This is a genomic window from Halomonas sp. CnH100-B (assembly GCF_024124605.1).
GTDB lineage: Bacteria > Pseudomonadota > Gammaproteobacteria > Pseudomonadales > Halomonadaceae > Vreelandella.
In genome coordinates, this window is record NZ_JAMXRX010000004.1 from 426927 (window position 1) to 449474 (window position 22548).

Annotated in this window: 23 protein-coding genes and 1 pseudogene; 11 read left to right on the top strand and 13 right to left on the bottom strand. The window is 56.0% G+C overall.

What is annotated here, in order from left to right; all coding sequences use genetic code 11:
* Positions 1-6 precede the first annotated feature (6 nt).
* Both rpoZ and gmk read right to left on the bottom strand, forming a co-directional pair.
* Positions 7-267 (bottom strand): DNA-directed RNA polymerase subunit omega, encoded by a 261-nt coding sequence (gene rpoZ, locus NH398_RS11605; protein WP_159343608.1) that lies wholly within the window; start codon positions 265-267, stop codon positions 7-9.
* Positions 268-355: 88 nt separating this feature from the next.
* Positions 356-988, bottom strand: a complete 633-nt coding sequence (gene gmk / locus NH398_RS11610) for a guanylate kinase (protein ID WP_253018684.1) — start codon at positions 986-988, stop codon at positions 356-358.
* Positions 989-1123: 135 nt separating this feature from the next.
* Between gmk and NH398_RS11615 the strand changes: the two genes are divergently transcribed.
* Positions 1124-1819, top strand: coding sequence for an extensin family protein (locus NH398_RS11615; RefSeq protein ID WP_253018685.1), 696 nt, complete (start codon positions 1124-1126; stop codon positions 1817-1819).
* A gap of 9 nt (positions 1820-1828) precedes the next feature.
* Here NH398_RS11615 and NH398_RS11620 read toward each other — a convergent pair whose 3' ends face one another.
* Together NH398_RS11620 and NH398_RS11625 are read right to left on the bottom strand one after the other, a co-directional pair.
* Complete coding sequence (locus tag NH398_RS11620; RefSeq protein WP_159343611.1) at positions 1829-2080, bottom strand: hypothetical protein; 252 nt, start codon at positions 2078-2080, stop codon at positions 1829-1831.
* A 75-nt stretch (positions 2081-2155) separates the two neighbouring features.
* The gene (locus tag NH398_RS11625) at positions 2156-3361 is read right to left on the bottom strand and encodes an MFS transporter (protein ID WP_253018686.1); all 1206 of its coding nucleotides are present in this window, start codon (positions 3359-3361) and stop codon (positions 2156-2158) included.
* Positions 3362-3568: 207 nt separating this feature from the next.
* Here NH398_RS11625 and NH398_RS11630 point away from each other — a divergent pair, with 207 nt between their 5' ends.
* The gene (locus NH398_RS11630) at positions 3569-4180 is read left to right on the top strand and encodes a DNA-3-methyladenine glycosylase 2 family protein (protein ID WP_253018687.1); all 612 of its coding nucleotides are present in this window, start codon (positions 3569-3571) and stop codon (positions 4178-4180) included.
* 6 nt (positions 4181-4186) lie between these two features.
* On the opposite strand, the gene NH398_RS11635 is transcribed toward NH398_RS11630, so the two are convergent.
* The 3 genes from NH398_RS11635 to NH398_RS11645 all read right to left on the bottom strand — a co-directional run bounded on the left by NH398_RS11635 (position 4187) and on the right by NH398_RS11645 (position 6816).
* A complete protein-coding gene (locus NH398_RS11635) occupies positions 4187-5062 on the bottom strand; it encodes a pirin family protein (protein ID WP_253018688.1) in 876 nt (291 codons plus the stop codon).
* 98 nt (positions 5063-5160) lie between these two features.
* Positions 5161-5736 (bottom strand): histidine phosphatase family protein, encoded by a 576-nt coding sequence (locus NH398_RS11640; protein ID WP_253018689.1) that lies wholly within the window; start codon positions 5734-5736, stop codon positions 5161-5163.
* Between the two features lie 39 nt (positions 5737-5775).
* Positions 5776-6816, bottom strand: coding sequence for a zinc-dependent alcohol dehydrogenase family protein (locus NH398_RS11645; RefSeq protein ID WP_253018690.1), 1041 nt, complete (start codon positions 6814-6816; stop codon positions 5776-5778).
* 147 nt (positions 6817-6963) lie between these two features.
* Between NH398_RS11645 and NH398_RS11650 the strand changes: the two genes are divergently transcribed.
* A complete protein-coding gene (locus NH398_RS11650; protein ID WP_159343616.1) occupies positions 6964-7443 on the top strand; it encodes an Lrp/AsnC family transcriptional regulator in 480 nt (159 codons plus the stop codon).
* Positions 7444-7745: 302 nt separating this feature from the next.
* On the opposite strand, the gene NH398_RS11655 is transcribed toward NH398_RS11650, so the two are convergent.
* On the bottom strand, positions 7746-8495 hold the full coding sequence (locus tag NH398_RS11655; protein ID WP_253018691.1) for a hypothetical protein: 750 nt from the start codon (positions 8493-8495) through the stop codon (positions 7746-7748).
* 89 nt (positions 8496-8584) lie between these two features.
* Between NH398_RS11655 and NH398_RS11660 the strand changes: the two genes are divergently transcribed.
* The 3 genes from NH398_RS11660 to NH398_RS16820 all read left to right on the top strand — a co-directional run bounded on the left by NH398_RS11660 (position 8585) and on the right by NH398_RS16820 (position 11527).
* Positions 8585-10297, top strand: coding sequence for a hypothetical protein (locus tag NH398_RS11660; RefSeq protein ID WP_253018693.1), 1713 nt, complete (start codon positions 8585-8587; stop codon positions 10295-10297).
* A gap of 69 nt (positions 10298-10366) precedes the next feature.
* Entirely contained in the window at positions 10367-10567 is a 201-nt protein-coding gene (locus NH398_RS11665; RefSeq protein ID WP_253018695.1) for an AlpA family transcriptional regulator, read from the top strand.
* A 426-nt stretch (positions 10568-10993) separates the two neighbouring features.
* Positions 10994-11527, top strand: a complete 534-nt coding sequence (locus tag NH398_RS16820) for an inovirus Gp2 family protein (RefSeq protein ID WP_366070523.1) — start codon at positions 10994-10996, stop codon at positions 11525-11527.
* A gap of 502 nt (positions 11528-12029) precedes the next feature.
* Here the strand turns inward: NH398_RS16820 and NH398_RS11670 are convergent.
* The 4 genes from NH398_RS11670 to NH398_RS11685 all read right to left on the bottom strand — a co-directional run bounded on the left by NH398_RS11670 (position 12030) and on the right by NH398_RS11685 (position 16300).
* On the bottom strand, positions 12030-13070 hold the full coding sequence (locus NH398_RS11670; protein ID WP_081195058.1) for a L,D-transpeptidase family protein: 1041 nt from the start codon (positions 13068-13070) through the stop codon (positions 12030-12032).
* Positions 13067-13897 (bottom strand): prolipoprotein diacylglyceryl transferase, encoded by an 831-nt coding sequence (gene lgt, locus NH398_RS11675; RefSeq protein WP_253018697.1) that lies wholly within the window; start codon positions 13895-13897, stop codon positions 13067-13069. Before lgt ends, NH398_RS11670 begins: the two co-directional genes overlap by 4 nt.
* An 18-nt stretch (positions 13898-13915) precedes the next feature.
* Positions 13916-14776 carry a F510_1955 family glycosylhydrolase gene (locus tag NH398_RS11680; RefSeq protein ID WP_253018699.1) on the bottom strand — a complete coding sequence of 287 codons (861 nt, stop codon included), beginning with the start codon at positions 14774-14776 and terminating at the stop codon, positions 13916-13918.
* Positions 14777-14872: 96 nt separating this feature from the next.
* On the bottom strand, positions 14873-16300 hold the full coding sequence (locus tag NH398_RS11685; protein WP_253018701.1) for a multicopper oxidase family protein: 1428 nt from the start codon (positions 16298-16300) through the stop codon (positions 14873-14875).
* A 496-nt stretch (positions 16301-16796) separates the two neighbouring features.
* Between NH398_RS11685 and NH398_RS11690 the strand changes: the two genes are divergently transcribed.
* From NH398_RS11690 to NH398_RS11710, 5 genes and pseudogenes are all read left to right on the top strand, one after another.
* Positions 16797-16994: a hypothetical protein gene (locus NH398_RS11690; protein WP_253018703.1), complete on the top strand. Its 198-nt coding sequence runs from the start codon at positions 16797-16799 to the stop codon at positions 16992-16994.
* Positions 16995-17142: 148 nt separating this feature from the next.
* Positions 17143-17712: a Spy/CpxP family protein refolding chaperone gene (locus NH398_RS11695; RefSeq protein ID WP_096921764.1), complete on the top strand. Its 570-nt coding sequence runs from the start codon at positions 17143-17145 to the stop codon at positions 17710-17712.
* Between the two features lie 79 nt (positions 17713-17791).
* The gene (locus tag NH398_RS11700) at positions 17792-20071 is read left to right on the top strand and encodes a heavy metal translocating P-type ATPase (RefSeq protein ID WP_096921765.1); all 2280 of its coding nucleotides are present in this window, start codon (positions 17792-17794) and stop codon (positions 20069-20071) included.
* Positions 20068-20262 carry a DUF2933 domain-containing protein gene (locus NH398_RS11705; protein WP_253018705.1) on the top strand — a complete coding sequence of 65 codons (195 nt, stop codon included), beginning with the start codon at positions 20068-20070 and terminating at the stop codon, positions 20260-20262. Before NH398_RS11700 ends, NH398_RS11705 begins: the two co-directional genes overlap by 4 nt.
* Positions 20263-20493: 231 nt before the next feature.
* Positions 20494-21795 (top strand): annotated as a pseudogene (locus tag NH398_RS11710) (IS1380 family transposase).
* Between the two features lie 263 nt (positions 21796-22058).
* Here NH398_RS11710 and NH398_RS11715 read toward each other — a convergent pair.
* Positions 22059-22475, bottom strand: a complete 417-nt coding sequence (locus NH398_RS11715) for a hypothetical protein (protein ID WP_253018707.1) — start codon at positions 22473-22475, stop codon at positions 22059-22061.
* Between the last annotated feature and the right edge of the window lie 73 nt (positions 22476-22548).

Consider the following 22548-nt stretch of genomic DNA (forward strand, 5'->3'; position numbering starts at 1 on the left):
GCTAGCTTAATCGTCGATGTGAGCGCTAGGCGTCATGGCAGGACGCGCACGCACGGGCGCTTCGACCGGCTCGTCCAGAACGGTGTGGTCCACCAGGCCCGCCGCAATTTCGCGCAGCGCCATAACGGTGGGCTTGTCGTTTTCCCAGGGCAGCAGCGCATCGCGGGAGCCGCGAGCCAGCTGGCGAGCACGCTGGGTGGAAATCATCACCAGTTTGAAGCGGTTTTCTACATTTTCCAGACAATCTTCAACGGTTACGCGAGCCATGGGGCCTTCCTGTAATAACGACGCCGGGCCGGCGTTGTTGGATAACGCCGCCGACCCAGCGAAAAGAGTGGTGGTAGGACCTGATAGATTACTCGACGCTAGGCGCCTGTGACAAGAGTGCATCGAGCAAGGGTGCGTGGCGTTCTTGCATGGCAACACGCGTGAGACGGCGGCTAATGACCAGCGACTGGAGTTCCTGCAGCGCCGTGGTGAAGTCGTCGTTGATCACCAGATAGTCATACTCGTCGTAATGGGACATCTCACTGACCGCATCGCGCATGCGCCGGGCAATGACCGCGTGCTCGTCGGTGCCCCGGCTCGACAGGCGGCGCTCCAATTCGCTGCGCGACGGTGGCAAGATGAAGATCGACACCGCAGAAGGCATCTGTTCGCGCACCTGCTGCGCGCCTTGCCAGTCGATTTCCAAAATGACGTCCTGCCCGGCGTCCAGCAGCGTTTGGACCGCCTCGCGCGAAGTGCCATAGTAATTGTCGAAGACCTTGGCATACTCAAAGAAGTCGCCACGGGCGATCATCGCCTCGAAATCATGCACTTGGGTAAAGTGGTAATTCACGCCATCGACCTCACCGTCGCGCTTGGCGCGCGTGGTGTGCGACACCGACACCTGAATGCCATCCAGGCTTTCGATCAGCTCGCGAACGAGGCTGGTTTTACCCGCGCCCGACGGGGCAGAAACAATAAACAGCGTACCCTGGGACATGAAGCGCTTCCCTAGTTAGTCAAAATGGTCGTTCGTCATCACGCAGGCCGGCCACCGCCGACATTATGGGGAGCGCAGTATCGCACACCCATAGCAGGGACTGTAGCGTTTCGATACGGCCACAAGGAGGTCAGCATGCGCGGCACACTGTTCATTTTAGGCCTGATTGCGCTGGGGGTCGCGCTGCAGAAAGGCATCATCGACATTCCCCGCCACTGGACGCCCTGGGCGCCGCTATACGTGGATGACCCCATCACGCCCGTCACCCAACTGAAGCTCAAACGCTTGAACGATGACCGCGCCGCCTGCCTAGCCGCGCTGGATACCGTGCCCGAAGACGAGCTGCGCTACACGCCGTTGGCCGATTACACGCCTACTGCCAGCTGCCCGCTCACCAACGTCGTGCGCATGCAAAGCAGCAGCGTGCGCTTTAACCAGAGTTTCGTGGCCTCCTGCCCGCTGGCATTGGCCTGGGTGATGTATGAACGCCATGCACTGCAGCCTGCGGCGCAGGCGATTATGGGTAGCCGGGTCGCCCAGGTGAACCACGTGGGTAGCTTTGCCTGCCGCAACGTCTATGGCCGAGACACCGGCCGACGCAGCGAGCACGCCACCGCCGACGCGCTGGATGTGGTGGGGTTTCAGTTCGAGGATGGCCGGCAAATATCGCTGATTAACGACTGGGATGACGCGAATAACGCGGGGAAGTTTTTACGCGCAGCGCGAGATGGCGCGTGTGATACCTTTGGCAACGTACTGGGGCCCGAGTACAACGCCGCGCATGCCGACCATTTTCATTTAGGCATGCGCGGCTTCAGGCTGTGCCGCTAGTGCGTTGGGTTATTCGAGGTTGATGTCCTCTTCATCGGTGGCCGCTCCCGTGGCAGCACCCACGCCACCACCAATCACGGCGCCTTGAGTGACGCTGCCGCCCGTGACGGCAGCGGCGCCTGCGCCAACGGCGGCCCCCACTCCGGCACCGCTGGTCGCCCGCTCACCCGTGGTCGAACCACAGCCCGCTAACGCGATGATCAGTGCGGCCATGGCACTTAACGTCACAACACGCGATGTCTTCATTACTGGGTTATGCATAGGTCACCTCCTTATGGGTTGCACCTATATACCCTAGGAACGATACGCGCATTTCGCCACTGCTTATGCTTTTTGCTAGCCCCGCGCGACGGCAGGTTTGGCGGGGTAGGTGCGTTTTTCCAGCCACCGCCCCCAAGCGAAAATCACTAGGCCGCATAGCGCAAGCCCCGAGCCTACCAGCCCGGTGCTCGACCAGCTGAACCCAGCGCTAATCGCCAAGCCCGCCAGCCACGCCCCCAGCGCGTTCGCCCCGTTAAAGGCCGCATGATTCATGGAGGCCGCCATGGTTTGGGCGTCTTCGGCCACGTCCATCAGGCGGGTTTGCAGCGACGGCGCAAGCGCCATGCTGGTGCCCACCAAGCCTACAAATAGCAGCCCGGACCACACCTCGTTCGCAGCAAAGTAGAACAGCCCCTGCACCACCGCGCACCACACCAAAATGGTAGGAATGGCCCGCATCAGGTTTTTGTCCGCCATGCGCCCGCCCACCAAGTTACCGGCGATGGAGCCCAGACCAAAAATCACCAGCACCAGCGGCCCTAGCGCCTCGCTCATGCCCGCCTGCTGGGTCAGCGTCGGCATCACGTAGCTGAAGATCGAAAACATACCGCCGCAGCCGATACAGGCAATGGCAACGGTGACCAACACACGCTGTTTCACCAGCGCCGAGAGCTCTCTCAACGGGCTGGCATGGGCATCGAAGGGCTGTACCGGCACCCACACACGGATTAACAGCGCCGTCAGCAGTGCAATGCCTCCAACCGCCGCAAACGCAATTTGCCAGCCCAATAGATTGCCTGCCCAGGTGCCCAGCGGAGCACCAATCAAAATAGCCACTGTCAGGCCCAGCATGACCCTGGCGATGGCCCGCGCCCGCTGGTCGACCGGTACCGCTCCGGCTGCGACCAGCGCCGCCACGCCAAAGTAAGCACCATGGGGCAAACCGGCGATAAAACGCAGGCCCACAAACGACCAGAACCCCGGTGCCATGGCGCTGGCAATGTTGCCCACGGCAAACACCAGCATCAGCGCAATCAGCAGCGCCCGTTTAGGCACCCGCGCGGCCAGCGCGGAAATCAGCGGCGCGCCCACCACCACGCCCAGTGCGTAGCTACTAATCGCATAGCCCACTTGCGGCACCGTCACGGCTAAATCCTCCGCCACGCGGTTCATCAGCCCCATAATGACGAATTCACTGGTGCCAATGCCAAACCCGCCCAGCGCCAGTACAAACTCTGCCAATCGCGGGTTACGCGCCAGCCCCGTTGACGACTCTTGCATACCTCTCTCCCCAGGCGCTGGATAAAACGCCTGCTTATCAAAACGGTCTTAGATTGTGTCAAATGATGGCAGGATTAGACGAAAGTAGGAATATATGACGTTAAAAAAGTTAGCGTGCAAAGGGGTAACCCGTGGACACTGACGCGGCAGCAACCAAGAGGCAACTGCTAGGATGTGACGATTATCTTTTCATTAAGAGGGCCGGTTATGACCTCCAACACCATCGAGCACGCCATGCAGGCACTGGCCAATGCCGACCCCGACATTGCCCGCGCGTACCCCTTAGTCGGCGCGCCCAACCCTCGCCAACGCGATCCAGGCTTTGCGACCTTCTTCTCGACCATCGTCAGCCAGCAGATATCCACCGAAGCCGCCCGGGCGATCATGGGCCGGGTGAATACGCTGCTGCCGGAGCTACATGCCAAGGCAGTGATGGAGGTGGAAGGTCAGGCGCTACGCGATGCGGGGCTATCGTGGCGTAAAATCGAGTATGCCAAAGGGCTGGCCGACGCCGAGCTTTCGGGCACGTTTAGCGCCGATGGCTTAGCGCATCTTAGCGATGACGAGGCCATTGCCGCGATTACTCAACTGCGCGGGTTTGGCCGCTGGAGTGCGGAGATCTACCTGATGTTCTCGCTCCAGCGGCCCGATATTTTCCCCGCCGACGACCTCGCCCTCAGGGTAGCGCTAGGCCGCTTGAAGGGTATGGAGAACAAACCCACGCCGACACAGGCGCGCCAAATGGTGGAGCACTGGGCGCCCTGGCGCAGCGTGGGGTCGCTGTTTTTATGGCACTACTATCGCGGCGAGCCGGTGTAGCGGTCTTTAAAGCGTAAGCCCGCCAAATTTACCGTTCTGGTAATCCTCCACCGCCTGGACGATCTCATCGCGGTTAGTCATCACGAAGGGGCCGTGAGAATACACCGGCTCGTCGATGACGTCGCCATGGCCAAACAGCAGGCGCGTATCGCTCGCTGCTTCAATGCTCAAGCTTTCACCGTCACGGTCGACTTCGATCAAATGGTGCGCCTTGGCAGGCTCGCCACCCACCGTCACGTCGCCACTCACTACGTACAGGAACACCTGCCGGCCAGGAGCCACGGGTAGCTGCTCACGCGCGCCCCCAGGCAGCGCTAGCGTCGACATGAACACGCCCGTCAGCGATTCAATCGGGCCTGCTTGCCCCTGCCACTCCCCGGCAATCAGGTTGAGCGTACCGCCGCCTGCCAGTTGAACAGCGGGGATGCCCTCTTGCTGCAAGCCCACATAGCGCGGCTCGCTCATCTTCAGCCGTGACGGCAGGTTGACCCACAGCTGCAAGATTTCCAGCGGGCCGCCCTCGCGCAGAAACTCCTCCGGCGAAATTTCAGCATGGACGATGCCGCTACCGGCGGTCATCCATTGCACACCGCCTGCGTGAATCACGCTCTGGTGCTTGGCGCTGTCGGCATGGGCCAGCGAGCCTTCTAAAATAAACGTCACCGTTTCAAACCCACGGTGCGGGTGCGGCCCAAAGGGCAGCCCGCGGTTGTTGGCCGGGTAAACCTGCGGGCCGTGATGATTCAAAAACAGAAACGGATCGAGCTGATCCAACCCCGGCCCCGGCAGCGGCCGGCGGGTGACCAAATCACCGATATCATCCCGATGGGCAGGATGCTGAGCGACCACGCGGCGAACGGATGGAGTATTGGCTGATGACATAATGCTCTCCTTATCAATACGCCCAGCGTAAAACCTCAACTGACGGATGAGGAGCGAATAATTTGCCCCGGTTCATTGAAGGAAATGAATAGAAAGCCTTAACGGCTGGGAACGCTCAGCCGCCCCACCACCGTGAAACCCTCCTCTTGCGGGCGCACGACCACCATTTCCCCAGAGCTAACGCCGCCACCGGTCAGCGCCGTGATATTCACCTGATGCGTCACCAGCAGCATATTCCCCGGCCCCTGCCACCCCGCCATACGCTCACGAGCCGCTTGGGTAATGGCCACCTGATCCCCACGCCCACGAAAGAACGAATTCAGCCAAGGCGCAGGCACCACCGACCCCAGCGCCATCAGCTCAGCGGTTTCCAGCGCCCGGCACCACTCGGAGCTGTACACCGCATCAATCGCCACGCCCCGCTCCCGCAACGCCTGCCCCGCTGCCACCGCATGGGCACGCCCTTCGCTGGAAAGGTTGCGCTGGGTCTCGCACGCCTCCAACACAAACCCCGGCGGGTCGCCGATACCGGGGGCCAAGGAGTGGCGCATAAGGATGACCAAACCGCCCTCTTGGAGCGCTTGCCAGGTGGCGGTGTTGGCGTGGGTGGTGAGGGGTAAGAGGCTAAACAGACCCGAGAGCATGCACAGGGTGAAGAGACGCAGGTTGAACACGGGCAAGCCCTCTGGTGAGAACGGTGTCCCCCTCTTTTATCAGAATTCCGTGACGACGGTGACCCCAACGCCTTCAAACTTATCCATGTTGATCAACGCTTGCACCGACTCCTCTAGCGTGATCCGGCGGCCAATCAGCTTTTCAGGCGCCAGCTTGCCCGACTGAATCATCACCAGCATGGCACCGTAGCGATGGGCCTGCATACCATGACTGCCCAGAATTTCCAGCTCATTAGCAATCACCTTGCTCATGGGAATGGCAGGCGTGCTGTGATCTGCCAGCATCAACCCTACCTGGACATGCTTGCCGCGCTTTCGCAAATTGCTAATAGAGTTGAAGCAGGTGGTGGGGTGACCCAGCGCATCCAGCGAGACGTGCGCGCCCCCTTGAGTGATCTCCACCACCGCCTCCACCAAATCGGCCACGTGGTTGGCATTTACCGTGGCCACCGCGCCCAACTGACGCGCCAGGGCGAGCGCCTGTTCGGAAATATCCACCGCCACCACGTTCGCGCCCGCCGCGCTGGCGATCATGATGGCAGACAGCCCCACACCACCACAGCCGTGCACGGCCACCCACTGCCCGGGGGACACGCGTCCCTGATCCACCACCGCACGAAAAGAGGTCACGAACCGGCAGCCCAGGCTGGCGGCGGTGTCGAACGCTAGGGTATCTGGCAGGGCGACTAGGTTCACATCGGCGTAGTGAATGCCCACATACTCGGCAAACGAGCCCCAGTGGGTAAACCCTGGCTGGAATTGAGCATCGCATACCTGATGGTGGCCTGCGTTGCACTCCTGGCAAGTGCTGCAGCCGCCCACGAACGGCACGGTCACACGATCCCCGACCCGCCACTTCGTCACGTCCTTACCCACCGCTTCCACCACACCGGACAGCTCGTGCCCCGGCACATGGGGAAGTCGGATATCCGGGTCGTGGCCCATCCAGCCGTGCCAATCACTGCGGCATACGCCGTTAGCCATGACTTTGACCACGACGCCGTGGGGTTCGGGAGTCGGATCTGGCACCTGCTGAATAGTGGGCGGGGCGGAAAACTGCTCAAATACGACGGCTTTCATGGGCCACTCCTGAACGTTTAGGCTGCGGATTCGCTAACGCTACTATAGCGAGCCTAGTCTGAAATGAGCTTTCCATATCGTGGACAACACTCATCAATGTGAAGCACTCTTTCTCTTTATGGTGTTGATAAGAAAGAGGCTTGCAATATGAGCGCATTGGATAAAAAAGACGCCAAGTTAGCAGCGTTACTCCAGATTGATGGCAGAATGCCCAACGCGCGACTGGCCGAACAGCTGCACCTGAGCGAAGCCACCTGCTGGCGACGGCACAAACGCCTGGAAGAACTGGGGGTGATCGAGGGCTATCAAGCCATCTTCAATCGACGCAAAGTTGGCGCCAGCGTATTAGCCTTCGTGCAGATTACCTGCACCCAACACAGCGAAGCCGCGACGGCAGAGTTCGAGCGCATCATCCAATCAAGCTCTCGGGTGCTGAGCTGCCACAACACCACCGGCGAGGCCGACTTCCTGCTGCAAGTGGTCGCCAAAGACCTAGACGACTACAGCCATTTCGTCGAAACGGTGCTGCGCCAGCTGCCTGGGGTATCGAGCATCCGCTCCAACCTCTCGCTTAGAGAAATGAAGGCGACCAGTCACTTGCCGGTTGAGGAGTTGTTGGGGCTGTGAGGGAGGCTCTTTACGAAAATCCGTAATTGACGATCACTTTGCCAAGTGTGGATATCGAATCCTAGCCTGCCCCCCCCGGCATCATCGCCACGTGCTCGACCCGCTCGGCTGCTACTTCTCACTCAATATTCTGAATCTTAAAATTGATCAAAAAAAATATCCCTATAAATATCAAATACTTATTCAGAATAAAGCGTCATAAAATCAATATCACTACCCATTACACTACCCAATCGTCACAAGAGTGGTCCCCAGCAGAGTACTTGTACTGGCATGGCGAGCACCGTCCATGGCATCTCATGTTAGCCATTATCCTCACTGCCATGGTTGAGCACGTTGCGCTCATATAAGCAAACTCTTTCATCCATCATCTCCTTCAGAGATGGCCCCACATCTGCGCGTCTCATTTGCAGCCTCGATAGTGTTGGTGCAAGGCATGCAATACTTTTGTCTACTAGATCGCGGTATGTGTCCAAGTCCGCGCTATCCAGTAGAGAACTGTCAGTATCACCTAGTGCCACCTCATAACAACAGCGCTTATCAAGCTCTTCGGCAAAAGCACTCATCAAAGCCGCAACAGATTTTTTATAGATCTGCTCGACTTGTTGCGCTTCTTCTTTTTGCTTCTTTAGCTTTTCCTCAAATTCTTTTCGCTGCCGTTGTATCTTTTCTGCCTCATCTTTTCGTTCTGATACTGCACCGCTGATTATTTTATCAAGTGTCTCTACCTGGGATTGACCATTTTTTTTAGCTAATACCTTTAATTGATTTTGTGCCATTTCAGACACCTGAATCGATACAGGCCTACCCTTCTTTTGGCGATGCTTGTGCACCCTCCAAGCGTTTTCTATCTGCGCACTAATCTTGTAGAACCCATCGTCGTTTGAATAATTTTTCAAGAGCTTTACGGTTTCAGGCCCACCCAAACGATTGATAATGTCCATCAAAAAAAAGGATAGTTCCCCCGCAATATTTTTGCGCGCCAAATAGTTTGCAATCCAATCAACTTGCTCAGCATCTTCCAAAACAATCCAATCAAATGGTCTTTTCATAAATCAATAATTTCTAAATTAGTGATAAAGAATTGGCTTGCCTGCAGCTAACAACAACACACTAGACTACAATTACCATGTAATATTACATGGTAATTGTAGCAGATAATACTGTCCGTGAAATCGGCGCTTTATTTGGCTGTAGATGCTCTATACTGTTCTCTATGTATGCACCCATCCTGACCTATAAAAACTCTAGACTAACCCCCGAAGCTAGGTGGTTACTGATGCAGTGGGCGTGCGTATTTGGCATTGACCAAAGCGTTGTTTGTCCTTTGCAAACCCTCTTCAAGCGTCTCGGTCTAACCGAGACGCAGGGACGGCGTGCCTGGAATGTCCTCATTGGCAAGAGCAGTGAAAGACAAGAACGTTTCATTGAAATCGAGCGGTTGCCTTCCGTAGGACGAGGGCGGCCAAGATCGCGTTACCGTTTATCAACTGAGCTTGTACAGTCACTGCAAATGAGCACATCAATTTCTGATCATCACGCTTCAGAAATCTCCACGCTCACACAAACGACCTTACTGTCTGCTGAAAATAAAACGAAAGATTTGGTAAGAGATGGCCGTCGCCGCCGCTCAAGGTTGACCTTACCTAACCGGTGGCTACTGATGGTGTTGCTAGCTCATGCTGATACGCCAGGCGTCATAACCAGTCTTGGAATATCAAAAATGCGCTCCATGACAGGGATGTCACGCTCTCGCATCGATAGGCAGTTAAAGAAACTGGTAGATCTAGAGATCATTGCGCACTATCAACCTGGACGTTATGCCTCCCAGGCTAATGCTCGCAGAACATCAATCTATTTGCTTAATTTAGCGCACCCACTATTTCGCCGTTTCAAAGCAAAACCTTTCTCTATCATGTCATTTTCTCAACCCACGGAACCTAAGCAAACGGAGCTGGTGGGGGGAATTGTTGATGCGGCGATGACTGCAGTGGTAAGTAAGCTGCAAATTAACGCCTTGCTGAAGGAGTACGAGGATTCAGTCAGAAGCTCTGAAGGTATTGCTGTAGGCGACGACTCGCTCCCTACCGATACTCGTCACGTCGAAACAAAGGATTACCAAGCCATTCACAATGGGCTAAGAAGAGTCTATAAGAACGCAATGGCACTTTTACCAGGCGGGCGTTTTCTTAACGACAGAACAGAAGAACTACTTAAAAGCTATGACGCAGATGATGCTGGCTGGCTACTAACCAACGTACATATTGATGCCTGCCAACTACTTTCCTACGCCTGGGGACCTTTGAAAGAGGGAAAGGTCAGTCCTGAACGGCCATGCCACCGCATCATAGTCAACACTACTCAACGCTTAGGATTGGGGCCTGTGGGTTCGATTGAAGCAAGCGTTGACCGTAATCCAAGCAGCCCTCATGGAGAAGAGGATCAATGCATGCTGAATGAGCATGCCTGCTTTACTATTAAGCGTTCAACTTCCGCACAAGACTCCTATCAGCCATTGGCCCTCTTGTCTTACGCTTTGTCTTATTACCTTGCTAGGGAGCTACAAAAAGCACTTGCAACCACTAAAGTATTGGAAGTAGAAGCCATCAACTACATGCTCGTCCCTGTTGCCCTTGAACATTTAAGCGGTCAGCAGCAGCCTGCATATGAGCTACGTAGCTATGGCTTTCACAAAAAGAGGGTTTGTAGACAACGATCCATAGTGATTTTTACAGCGCCTGTCGATGAGGACTTACATTCTTATTGGCGTACGCATCGCCAGGACAGCCTTTTTGCCAGCAGCGAGGAATCAGGTGATGCCGTGCCAGGGACTGACGCTCCTACCACCTCATAAGCCAAAGCCACTCTCCAATTAAAAAATACTCACCAGCCTCATCTCATGAACGAATAACAGGAGTTCGTCATGAGCAACCGATTAATCCGCATCAAAGACGTCATGGATCGCACTGGGCTGGCTAGATCGACGGTCTACAAGTACATCAGCCTTGGGCAGTTCCCTCAGCCAATCAAGCTGGGCACTCGGGCTGTTGCCTGGGTCGAGCGTGAAGTGGAAGCCTGGATCTGCGAAAGCATCGAGCGCAGAGATCAAGCAGTGCTGAAGTAACTCAACCTTTCCTCATTTAATTGAAGAGTGATTATTCGCTAACGGCGACTCACTCCCACCAGCAACCATCAGTACCTATCGGTCACTACCCATTCCCAAGAACCTTGTTTAATTATTATTAGTTAAATCAAAGGGTAATGGGAGGGGCATCAAGCCCCGTACCTGAGTAGCGAGCGTAAAGGTAGTCATCCCACGTATCCGTCTCAATGAATCCAGCCTCCGCTGGAGGCTTCGTCGTGCCTGACATACATGCTCATACCTCCGAAGGCATGAGTCGATCTCACTATCGAGGTAATTAAAATGCTTCAACGACACCCATCAAACGCTAATTTGTGCTTGAACACTGCTCCTACCTTCAACGGGCTTGCTCTCCAAGTAAAACATCTCCCAATGGCCGATGAATACCTTCAGGCCCTTTACAATACAATGCACAAGGCTCTCGCTGACTACCCACGCGTGCTAGCCTTCAGGGTCGATCCTGTCATTCCTACAACGATAAGTGACCGGATGAGGCCGGAGGATCACAAAGGCCTTATCGCAAGGTTCATCGCTTCCTTGAAAGCGATTATCAAACATGATCGTGAGAGTAAACGCCAAGCTGGCTGGGTGCCTGACACTAAGGTGCGCTACGTGTGGTGCCGGGAGATTGGCCTTAACGGCAAGCCGCACTATCACTTCTTCTTCCTACTGAATCGTGACGCGTATCACATGCCAGGTAAGGCAGGCTCTCAAAACGAGAACCTTATCAGCCGGGTGTCACGTGCTTGGTACAGCGCGCTGGGAATCACGTGGAACCCTCAAGAGCCATGGGTACACGTCCCTGATAACCCGTACTACTGGATCGACCGAGGTGACCTGACTAGCTTTGAGCAGGCTTTCACACGAGCCTCTTATCTCTGTAAAACGAATACAAAGCAGTACGGGCTAGGTGTACGAGCGTTTGGCACCAGTCGTCACTGAAAGCCTCATCATGATCATTAAGCAAGGCTGCTAAGCAGCGCTTTGCCCACATGCCCCCACACCGCTAAACTCGGCTCACTATTCTTGTGGGGGCTAGGTATCAGCCATGTTCAGGGTTATCGCATATATGAAATCTTCAATAAGCCACGCCATTACACCGCCAGCGTTGGCACCCCCCAGTAGGACTTGAACCTACGACCAAGGGATTATGAGTGCAACCAAACAAACTTTGGGATCGCGCCTGCAATGCGGAAACCAAGAATTATCAATACGTTATCTTTTCCAGGGATTACATTACTCACATGTCTTTCATCCTGTTAGCAGCCAGATGACAACCAGGCGGCGACCATATATCTGTGATATTGGCCTACCCTAAGAACATGAAGGACAACATAACACTTGCTGAAAACCCTATTTCACATATGATTAATATCGACTTTATTCGGGTGCCTGGGAAGCTTGGCTGACTTTTCTCAGCATCCCAAACACCCTTATGAAAGCGTTAAAGACCCACCTCATAAAGCAATATCAAGGGTTGTGCTTGTTCTTCTAGAAGCTCATCCTGAGTTGGCGTATCGATGGGCACTACTTGACCGTCGGATCTCTCCAGCAGTTCTTGGAGTTGTGCATAATTTACCGATTGATCCAAGATGTACTGATTGAGCTTCGGCTGCATCTCAAGCAGTGCTTGTCTGCCGTGGTTCTGATTTTCAAGAAACTGATATACCTGCACGAACGCAGTGCCATCGTCCCAGCCGATCTTGACGGGCTGATCGACGATATTAACCTGAGTGCCTAAAGGCACAGCACCGAATATTGCTTTAACATCTTCCGGAAACATGCGTATGCAGCCACGGCTGGCGCGCATGCCAATGCCGTCCGGATCATTGGTACCGTGAATTAGATAACCAGGAATATCGAGCAGGATGGCATGCTTGCCGAGCGGGTTATCGGGACCCGGCGGCACCACTGAGGGTGCCGGTTCGCCTCGCGCCGCCGCTTCTTCACGCATGGAACGTGGCGGATACCAGGCAGGATCCTCAAGCCGCATGGTAGTGGTGGTAATTCCCAGTGGGGTGTTATAGCCATCTCGACCGATACCGATCGGATAGGTCTCGACTCGCGGCACCTCACCTTCGCCTATCTCCGGAAAATAGTAGAGACGTAACTCGGCGATGTTAATTACAATGCCAGTCCTCTCGGCATCGGGCAGGATATACTGGGCTGGCACGAGCACTTCTGTTCCGACGCCCGGCACCCAAAGACTGACGTTCGGATTAGCCCGACGGATTTCCTCGTAGCCCAGGTTATGGGTACGGGCGATATCGAGGAGCGTATCCGCCTCGTTGTCTACCACTACCTTATAGGCCTCACCAATCAGGTCACCGTACTCAGGCAACCTGTAGTGGCCCTGCGGCCACTCCCCCACGTCTTCAGCAAGCACAGGCGAAGTGCTCAGCAGCGTAGCGATAAGCAACGCCCCTAGCCCCGTTTTAATAATAATGGCAGTAATGGTGTTGGAGTGCCCAAGCGATAGTATCATTGTGTCCTCCTCTCTCGGCGGCGCAGATATAAACCGGGTTGGCTATGATTATCCACCGGTTGTTGGCGCGACCAGGTGATCAGCGCCATGCCGACCAGTATCATAGGGGCAGTCAGCAGCATTCCCATGGTGACCCAGCCAAACGCGAGGAAGCCGATGTGTTCATCCGGCAACCTCACGAATTCAACTGTGAAGCGAAACACGCCGTACAGCAGCAAAAAAAGACCAGAGATCAGACCTCGCCGCCTCGGTTCAGCGGAAAGCCACCACAGCAGCACGAACAGCACCACCCCTTCCAGGGCGAATTCATAAAGCGCAGAGGGGTGTCGTGGCTCTGGGCCCATGTGGGGAAACGGCATCGCCCAGGGCAGGTTGCTGACGCGCCCCGGGAGCTCGTGATTGATGAAATTGCCGATTCGCCCTGCACCAAGACCGATCGGCACCAGTGGTGCGATGAAGTCGGTTAGGGCAAAGAAGCCGAGCCGATGCTTTCGCACAAACCATAGCGTCGCCGCCAGCACCCCGAGCAGTCCACCATGAAAGCTCATACCGCCTTCCCAAACTTTGAACAGCCATAAGGGGTTGGCCATAAACTGTTCTATTCCATAGAACAGGACATAGCCCAACCGGCCACCAACCACTACGCCTACCGCGGAGTAAAAGATCAGGTCGCTAATGTCATCGTGGGTTAGCTTAAGCCGATTAGCTCTAAGGCGCCCAAGCCACCAGGCGGCGCCGAAGCCCACCACATACATCAGGCCATACCAGTGAATCGCGAACGGGCCGAGGCTGATGGCCACTGGATCAATCTGGGGATATTGCAACATGTCGTATCTCCCAATTCATTAGAGGTGCGACCAATCGCGCCCACCGTTATTACTGATCAGCAGTTGATTGAGGTCATCAACCGCCACCAAACGCTGGGAGTCGTGCGGATCCAGCGCCAGATGCATCAGATAGCGCTCTTCCCAGCCACGCTTGACTACCTCCCAATCCCGGCTGCCCTCCCCAACTCTCAGCAAGCCTACCCCTATCATGAAGGCGTAAAGCTCTCCTTGGCTGGCCACCACCAGGCTCGTAGGGCGACGCTCATGGTATACTTGTCGCCATCGTTCGCCTCCGTCAGGACTCATCAATAGCCCGGTTTGGGTGGCGGCATAGAGTTGTTCGGGATCACGGCTCGAGGCAGCCAGTGAAATCAGCCCGGCCGGCGCCTGGGCGCGAATTTGCCAATTGGCTCCACCATCCTGGCTGACTTGGAGCTGGCCACCATTAGCCCCATAGAGCACGTCGGGATTGGCCTCACTGATGGTCATCTGATGAAAGTCCACCGGGCCATCAACGCCGATAGCTAATTGTGACCAGCTGCGGCCTGAATCCCGGGACTTAACCACGCCGAGGTTGCCTCCCCTGGCCGGGTGGCCGCTGGCAAAGAAGGTCTCGGCTTCTTCCGGGTGAGGAGCAAAACCCATGAAGTCATGGGTCTCCTCCGAGACCCGGCGGGCCATTCCATCACTACCAACGGCATAGAAGCCATGATGGGTGGCCAACCATAGTCGTTCGCTATCCGCTCGATCGACGGCCAGGCCGTGAATATGGGTCTGCTCTCGCAGTTGCTCAAGACTGATACTACTCGGTTCTCGGGAGCAACCTGAAAGCAAGGTAAGCAGGAAGGCCACGGCGAGTGGCCAGCGATAATAGGTCATGACATCACGTCCTTATCAGTCGTCAGGTGGACAAGCACCACGCAAAGCCAACGCGCAACGCCAAAGCAAAACAAGGCAAGGCAAGGCAAGGCAAGCTCAACTCACACGGATCGTTGCCATCATGCCTAGCTCTTCGTGTTCGATGATGTGGCAGTAGAACAGCCAATCGCCGGGCTTGAGGAACACCATGCGCAGCCTGAGACGCTGATAAGGAGCCAGGTTGACGGTGTCCTTCCAGGCCAGCCAGGGCGCGTCTCGCCATTCCCTGTCAGCATCGCGGGTAGCGATCACCTGAAAGTGGGTGCCATGCACATGGAAGGGGTGATCCATATGGGAGTTATTGAAGACTTCCCACTCCTCTACCTCGCCAACCTGCCCCTCAAACAGGACGTCGTTCATGGCAAAGGCACGGCCGTTGATCAGAAAATCCACCTTGGGTCGAACCGCTCTATCATCGTCGCTAGCGTGACTCGCCCCATGCCCCGGCCCATGGGTTCCGTGATGGCTGTCACTGCCGCCGTGGCCGGCATGCGGATCGCCATTCACCGCACCGTGATTGTCATGGTCTGGCATCACCTCGGTCAGTTCCACTTGACGTCTCACCACTGGTTCGCCCAGGGGTTCGATATGGGACAAGGGGTCAGGTAACGCGACGGCGGGGTATACGCCAGTATTTAGGGTATGAATCGATAATAGCGAAGCAATCTCGTCCAGATGTGCCGGCTTAACCCCCATCCAACCACGTGTATAGGGATGACTCGCCAGCTCAAAACTCCTTTCAGATTTCTCGCTGATGCGTACTAGCAGATCGACCCGCTCACCCGGGGTGAGCAGCAACTCTTCGAGTGGTTGTGGTCGCTCGATCAGCCCGCCATCGGTACCGATCAGGGTCAACTCGTGATCTTCCAAGCGTAAACGCAAGTACCGGCCAGCACAGGCGTTGACCAGCCGCAGCCGCAGAGTAGTGCCCGGCGCCACATCAAGACGTGGCTCGCGTTGGCCGTTGACCAACAGAAGCTCCCCCTCGCGTCCATTCATCCAATCTTCGCTGGTATGGGGCGCCACTTCGCCATTCATATTCAGGCGCAGGTCGCTGACCACTAGCAAATGCTCTTCCACCTCCGCGGGCAACACGCCTAATCGGGGCCTGACCAACAATGCACCCGCTAAACCATGAGCTACCTGACGCGCAGTACCTTCATGTGGGTGGGGGTGAAACCAGTGTAACCCTGCACTCCCCCTATGAAAAACATAACGATAATGTCGTGACTCTCCTGGTAATACGGCTTCCCAGGGTGCCCCATCTTGCGACTGGGGCACCGGTACCCCATGCCAGTGCAGCGTCGTTTCCTGCTCAAGCTCATTTATCAGCGTAATGTCTAACTCATCCCCCTCGCGCACCTCAATCAATGGCAACACTTTACCGTTGTAGAGCCACAACTTTGCCTCCAGCCCATCGCTCACTGGCAGCGCATGGGCAGCGGGGGTTAACACACTTTGAAAGCGCCCAACCTGATCACTCAAGTTTGCAATCCGAGGCAATGGTTGAAGGGGTTGTCCTGCAGGGATGCTAGCGTTATCTAGCAGAGCTGTTGGTGACGCCTGTGTATGCCGTCCGGCCAAAGCGTGAACCAATAGGCCAGACCCAGATAGGGCAATACCACCCAGGGTGGTGTAGCGAAGAAATTCGCGACGTTTCATGGCTATTCCTCGTGATTAAAATCATCATCTTGGCCCGCCATAGGCGAGCTGAACGTTCAGCGATGAAGGTTTAAACGCGAGGAGGGCGATCAAAGAGCGCGCGCGGAGCTGGCGACCAGTTGACCAGATAACGAGGCAAGGTCGACGTGGCGAAGGTTGCGTCTTCGATAAGCAACGCGAGATTTACCGCACACTGAGCACAGGGCATACAGTACTCTGCCATATGGGAGGCATCGTGGTCGCCAATGCTGACCGACCCAACAACTTCGATCGCTCCACTGGCTAGATCAATGTCAGTGAACAGACAAGGTTCATCTTCATGATGATCCATCGCCACGACTATCAATGGCTGCGCCAAGACAAGGCTTATCAGCAAACAAAGCAGCCATTTAAAAGTGGAGCAATTCATGACAAAGAAGTAATCACTATCGAGTGGAGGATATTAAGAGTATTTCATGGCTTCACAGACACACGCAACCCAAGTGCAGCAGGCAGGTTGCCGAATTACCAAAATTGATACAGGTCAACAAACTGCTTACTTTCACGCCCTGAGATGCCTTAGGCATGCCTGAATGCCATATTGAGAATTGACCTGGGTGCTACACATAGCCTCAACACTTCAGGCATCGGCCTTTGATATAGGCCTGTCGCTAAGGAGAACGACCATGGATATTCGCAAGCACACTCTCGCCTTCGGACTCACCCTGGCCCTCGCAGCCAGTGGTACCGGCATTGCTTTCGCCCAGGGAATGATGGGTGACCAAGCGGGCCAGGGACGCTCCATGATGGAGGGCGGCATGGGTTCCGGCATGATGGGCGGCGGCCAAGGCGGAATGGGGCCCGGCATGATGGGGGAAATGATGGGCGGCGGCATGATGCCCTGCCCGATGATGGGCGGCGCCGGCATGGACATGATGTTGATGCTCGATGATGATCAACGCAGCGAGATGCGTGAGCTGATGCAGGAGCACCGACCTGCCCAGTTCGAACGCATGGGGCGGATGATGAACCTACGCGACGACCTGATGGCGGAGATGCACGGCGATCGCCCAGACCCTGATGAGGTTCAGGCGCTACACGGACAGATGGCCGAGTTGCACGGTGAGATGATGGCCGAGATGGTGCGCATGCGAAATGCCATGCATGACCTGATGAGCGACGAGCAGCGCCAACAGCTTGAGCAGGCCACACCCGAGGGCGGCGTCGATCCTGACGACCATGACGCCCACCACTGACCGAGATGTCACTGCGTAGGCATTAGGACGGACGGCCAACCCTGGCCGTTCTCTCATCAACTCCAGCAGGAGGTACACGATGTCCGATTCGACCCCGAACACAATCACCCTGACGGTGCCCGGCATGGGCAGCGACCACTGCGCCGGCATTGTGCGCAAAACGCTCGAACGCCTTGATGGCGTGGGCGTGATTCAGACCAATATTGCCAATCACCATGTCAGTGTGACCATCAAGGCAAGCGGGCCCGACGGCGACACCTTGAAGAAAGCCGTCGAAGGAGCAGGCTATGACGTGGCTGCCGTGCAGAGTGATCAGGAGGACGCCGAGAGCGACTCCGAGATCGAGGAGGCCTATCTAAGTCAGGCTCGCAGGCGACTGATCATCGCCGCGATACCCACCACCCTGATCATGCTGCTAATGATTCCGCACATGTTCTGGCAGCCAATTCCCGGCTATCTGGCCATCGTGGCACTGCTAGCCTTCCCGGTGGTATTCCTCTATGGCGGGGCAGCCACCCACAAGTCGACCTGGCGCTCGTTGAAAAACGGAACCTTTAATATGGATGTGCTGATCTCCATGGGCAGCCTGCCGCCCTACCTGATTGGCCTGGTCGGCTTTTTCTACACCATGACCTCGTTCATTGAGATGGCTGCCACCATCATGACCTTCCACTTGCTGGGCCGTTATTTGGAGGCACTAGCCAAAGGGCGCGCCTCCCAGGCTATTCGTCGCCTGATGACGCTGGGCGCCAAGACAGCGCGGGTGGAGCGCGACGGCGAGGAAATTGAAGTGCCGGTGAAAGAGCTCACGCCCGGTGACATCATGATCGTGCGCCCCGGCGATAAAATCCCCACCGACGGCGAAGTGGTCGAGGGTGAGAGCCATCTCGACGAGTCCCTCGCTACCGGCGAGTCGATACCGGTCTACAAGAGCACCGGCGACAGCGTGATCGGCGCCACCATCAACAAGGAGGGCCGATTGCGGGTCAAGGCGACCCGCGTCGGCGCCGATACTTTTCTCTCCCAAGTGGTGCGTCTGATCGACCAGGCTCAGGGCTCACGGGTGCCAATCCAAGAATTCGCCGACCGTATGACCGGCCGCTTCGTGCCAGCGGTACTGGCTATTTCACTGGCTAGCCTGATTGCATGGGCGCTGTTTCCAGACGTCCTGCGGCCGATTCTGGACTGGGGCGCGACCTTCCTGCCTTGGGTGAATCCAGATGCCAGCACACCAACGCTAGCCCTGATTGCCGCCGTCGCCGTGCTTGTCATCGCCTGTCCCTGCGCCCTCGGCCTAGCCACCCCCACCGCGCTGATGGTGGGCTCCGGTATCGGTGCCGAGCGCGGCATCCTGATCCGCTCCGGCGAAGCGATCCAGACCTTCAAGGACGTCAAAGTGATGGTGCTCGACAAGACCGGCACCATTACCCGCGGCGAGCCGAAGCTCACCGATGCCGTCACCGCCGAAGGAGTCGAGGAAACGCGCCTGCTGACCCTCGCCGCGAGCGTGGAGAACGCCTCGGAGCACCCCATCGCCCGGGCCATCGTGGATGGTGCCAAGGAACGCGATGTGAAGCCCGGTGAAGTCAGCGATTTTCGCTCCACCGGAGCGCGGGGCGTCTCGGGCAAGGTGGGCGATGAAACCGTGCTGATCGGCAATCGTCGACTGCTGGAAGAGGAAGGCGTGACAGGCCTTGAGGCTCTTGATGACGCCATGGCAGAGCTCGAGGGCAAGGGGCGCACCGTTGTGATCGTCGCCGCCGACGGTCAGGCCCTGGGCCTGGTGGCAGTGGCCGATACCCTCAAGGAAAAATCCGTAGAGGCCATCCGCGGCATGCATGACCTGGGCCTGCACGTGGTGATGATCACCGGCGACAACGAGCGCGCCGCCCGTGCCGTAGCAGACGAGGTGGGCATCGACGAGGTTCAGGCCGGGGTGTTGCCGGAAGGTAAGGTCGATGCCATCCGTAAACTTCAGGAGAAACATGGCAACCACGTGGCCATGGTCGGCGATGGCATCAATGATGCCGCGGCGTTGAAGCAAGCCAACGTTGGCATAGCCATCGGCGCGGGGGCAGATGTGGCCATTGAGGCCGCCGATGTGACCCTGGTGCGCGGCGAACTGACCGCCGTGGTGGATGCCATGCACCTATCTCGCGCCACCTTCGGCAAAATCGTCCAAAACCTGATCTGGGCCAGCGCTTATAACGTGGCAGCCATTCCCATCGCCGCGATTGGTCTGCTGCACCCGATGATCGGCGTCATCGCCATGACCGCAAGCTCTCTCTCCGTCATTGGCAACTCGCTGCTACTCAAGCGGCGCTTCGCCACAAACAACCCACAAGGAGACGCCAAATGAACCGCATTCACCACTGGATGATGACTGCTTGCTTAGTAATTATGAGCGTGGCCATGTTCTTTCTAATGTGGCGCGGCCAGTCACTGGGCACTGGGGCCTGGCTGTTGCTTCCCCTGACACTCTGTCTTGGCATGCATTTCCTCATGCATCGCCATTTCGGTCATCATCAAAGAAATAAGGATGAGAAGTGAGCCAGCGTCATTGCGTTCATGAAATCGATGTCTTCGGCATCAAATATAGCCAGTACTAGCTTCAGTCTTCCTTAAAGAGACAGGTGGCCAAGTAGTGACCACCTGCTATTTAAATATATAGATTTTGCTGGACTAGCCTGGATTTCTCACAGGGTATAAAAGAAAGCGGCTGAAAGTGCTATGATTTCAAGAACCTAACCAATCCATCAAGCACCAACAGCCGCTTCCAAAATGGTACCTGAAAAGCTGACCTTCTCGCCACTCTCACGCCGCCAAATTGAAGCCGACTTCTCCGGGGGCCACATCACGTCGGACGCCGGATTACTCCTGCTTCGTGAAGTCGATAAACAGCATCGCCTGACACGCCGCTTGGCCGCCGTGCTTCATGATCCCCGTGCACCGGAACAGGTTCGTCATAAGCTCGACACTCTGGTTCGTCAGCGGGTGTTCGGTGTCGCCGCTGGCTATGAAGATTTCAACGACCATGAGGCCCTGCGCTATGATCAGGCCCTTCAGACAGCGCTCGGTGAAGAGGATACGCTGGCAGGCAAGTCGACGCTGTGCCGGGTGGAGCAGAACGCCGATCGGCAAGCAATAGTGAAGGCCCATGAGTTGCTGTGGCATCACTTCATTGAACAGCATGACGAACCACCAAAGGAGATCGTGCTGGACTTTGATGGCACCGACATTCCCGTGCATGGCGAGTAACCCGGCAAGTTCTTTAACCGTTATTACGATCACCACTGTTACTTCCCGCTGTATGTCTTCTGTGGGCGCCACTTACTGGTGAGCTATCTGCGCACCAGTGACCGCAGCGACAGCCGCCATAGCTGGGCCATCCTCGCCTTACTGGTACGCTTTATCCGCCAATACTGGCCCGATACCCGCATCGTGTTACGAGGTGATAGCCACTTTTGTCGTCCCCGGCTGCTGAACTGGTGCGATCGGCATCACGTCGACTACATCGTGGGAATCGCCAAGAACAGCCGGCTGATCAAGGAAGTGGATGTGCCCATGATGCTGGTACGCAAGACCCAATGGCAGGTGGGAGGGAAAGTGGCAGAGACGTTTCGCTTTCCGTATCAAGCACACTCCTGGAAATACCCTCGCTGGGTGGTGGCCCGTCTAGAAGAAGGCGAGCTGGGCTCTAATCCCCGGTTTATCATCAGTTCCCGTTACGATGACGGCTTCAAGCTTTACTACGAGCAGTACTGTGCCCGGGGTGACATGGAGAACCGGATCAAGGATCAACAACTGAGCCTGTTCGCTGACCGTACCTCCAGCACGCACTGGTGGGCCAATCAGTGGCGGCTGATCTTGTCGGGCTTCGCTTATACACTGTTCGAGCGGTTACGGACTTACCTGAAGCACACGCCCTTCGCGTGCATGAGTCCGAGCAACCTGAGGCTCAAGCTCATCAAAGTAAGCGCGGTCATCATCCGCAATACGCGTCGAATCCGCGTACTCATGAGTGACAGCTACCCCTATAAAACGGCGCTATCCGATCTCGTCAGGCGGTTGGTGCCGAACTGACTGCTCGGGCGCCCCCGGCCCGACGCAATGGGGGGAAGGGGGAAGTGTGTCTGAACGCCGGAAAGTGGTTAAAAAGTAGCCGATGTAAGTCGAGCCAATAGGTGTTTAGCGGTGTTAGAGCCTGAGTGCGGTACTGGCTGAGGTGCTATGAGAAATCCAGGCTAGCTACGGTTACAAATAGGCTTATGCAACGATAGACATGCCTGCTAAATAAAAGGGCCAGCATGAAGGCTGGCCCTATATTTTAAATCATTGACTATATATTAATAGTCAACATGTAACTCATAGCGGTTATTGTCCTTTTCTTTAGTACCTCCCAATGCATTACCTGTTACTTCAAGCTGATAATTACCTGGCTGCAATTGGCGAACCATTTCAAAATGGCCACGGGGGCTGGATGCTTCTGCCACCTGCTGTCCAGCTGCATTGTAAAGCACAGCAGAGATACGGTTACCAGTGCTGGTTGCGCCTGGGAAGTGCTCACTTGCTATCTTCAGCGTAGTCGCTTGTTGAATGTTGATATTGAAACGCTTTGATTGGCCTTGGGCCAGCAATTGTGTAGAAGAGACACCTCTTTCAAGGAGAGGCAGGTCTTGGGTGTTCGTGCCAAAGTTAGCCAATGCTGGCGTTGAAAAAATGCTAGCGACAAGCGCTCCAAAGAGAATTGATTTAACTTTCATGATAACTACTCCAGTGGTTGGTTACATGGTTATATTAGCTGTGATTTTTGAAATGAAGCTGAATTTAGTGGTT

Bases quoted from the DNA above. Each gene is read 5' to 3' on its own strand.
- NH398_RS11690 (WP_253018703.1), top strand. From the start codon at position 16,797: ATGATGATCCATCGCCACGACTATCAATGGCTGCGCCAAGACAAGGCT.
- NH398_RS16820 (WP_366070523.1), top strand. From the start codon at position 10,994: ATGCACAAGGCTCTCGCTGACTACCCACGCGTGCTAGCCTTCAGGGTC.
- gmk (WP_253018684.1), bottom strand. From the start codon at position 988: ATGTCCCAGGGTACGCTGTTTATTGTTTCTGCCCCGTCGGGCGCGGGT.
- NH398_RS11615 (WP_253018685.1), top strand. From the start codon at position 1,124: ATGCGCGGCACACTGTTCATTTTAGGCCTGATTGCGCTGGGGGTCGCG.
- NH398_RS11625 (WP_253018686.1), bottom strand. From the start codon at position 3,361: ATGCAAGAGTCGTCAACGGGGCTGGCGCGTAACCCGCGATTGGCAGAG.
- NH398_RS11645 (WP_253018690.1), bottom strand. From the start codon at position 6,816: ATGAAAGCCGTCGTATTTGAGCAGTTTTCCGCCCCGCCCACTATTCAG.
- NH398_RS11630 (WP_253018687.1), top strand. From the start codon at position 3,569: ATGACCTCCAACACCATCGAGCACGCCATGCAGGCACTGGCCAATGCC.
- NH398_RS11635 (WP_253018688.1), bottom strand. From the start codon at position 5,062: ATGTCATCAGCCAATACTCCATCCGTTCGCCGCGTGGTCGCTCAGCAT.
- NH398_RS11660 (WP_253018693.1), top strand. From the start codon at position 8,585: ATGGTAATTGTAGCAGATAATACTGTCCGTGAAATCGGCGCTTTATTT.
- NH398_RS11650 (WP_159343616.1), top strand. From the start codon at position 6,964: ATGAGCGCATTGGATAAAAAAGACGCCAAGTTAGCAGCGTTACTCCAG.
- NH398_RS11620 (WP_159343611.1), bottom strand. From the start codon at position 2,080: ATGCATAACCCAGTAATGAAGACATCGCGTGTTGTGACGTTAAGTGCC.
- NH398_RS11670 (WP_081195058.1), bottom strand. From the start codon at position 13,070: ATGATACTATCGCTTGGGCACTCCAACACCATTACTGCCATTATTATT.
- NH398_RS11700 (WP_096921765.1), top strand. From the start codon at position 17,792: ATGTCCGATTCGACCCCGAACACAATCACCCTGACGGTGCCCGGCATG.
- NH398_RS11665 (WP_253018695.1), top strand. From the start codon at position 10,367: ATGAGCAACCGATTAATCCGCATCAAAGACGTCATGGATCGCACTGGG.
- NH398_RS11715 (WP_253018707.1), bottom strand. From the start codon at position 22,475: ATGAAAGTTAAATCAATTCTCTTTGGAGCGCTTGTCGCTAGCATTTTT.
- rpoZ (WP_159343608.1), bottom strand. From the start codon at position 267: ATGGCTCGCGTAACCGTTGAAGATTGTCTGGAAAATGTAGAAAACCGC.
- NH398_RS11655 (WP_253018691.1), bottom strand. From the start codon at position 8,495: ATGAAAAGACCATTTGATTGGATTGTTTTGGAAGATGCTGAGCAAGTT.
- lgt (WP_253018697.1), bottom strand. From the start codon at position 13,897: ATGTTGCAATATCCCCAGATTGATCCAGTGGCCATCAGCCTCGGCCCG.
- NH398_RS11705 (WP_253018705.1), top strand. From the start codon at position 20,068: ATGAACCGCATTCACCACTGGATGATGACTGCTTGCTTAGTAATTATG.
- NH398_RS11680 (WP_253018699.1), bottom strand. From the start codon at position 14,776: ATGACCTATTATCGCTGGCCACTCGCCGTGGCCTTCCTGCTTACCTTG.
- NH398_RS11695 (WP_096921764.1), top strand. From the start codon at position 17,143: ATGGATATTCGCAAGCACACTCTCGCCTTCGGACTCACCCTGGCCCTC.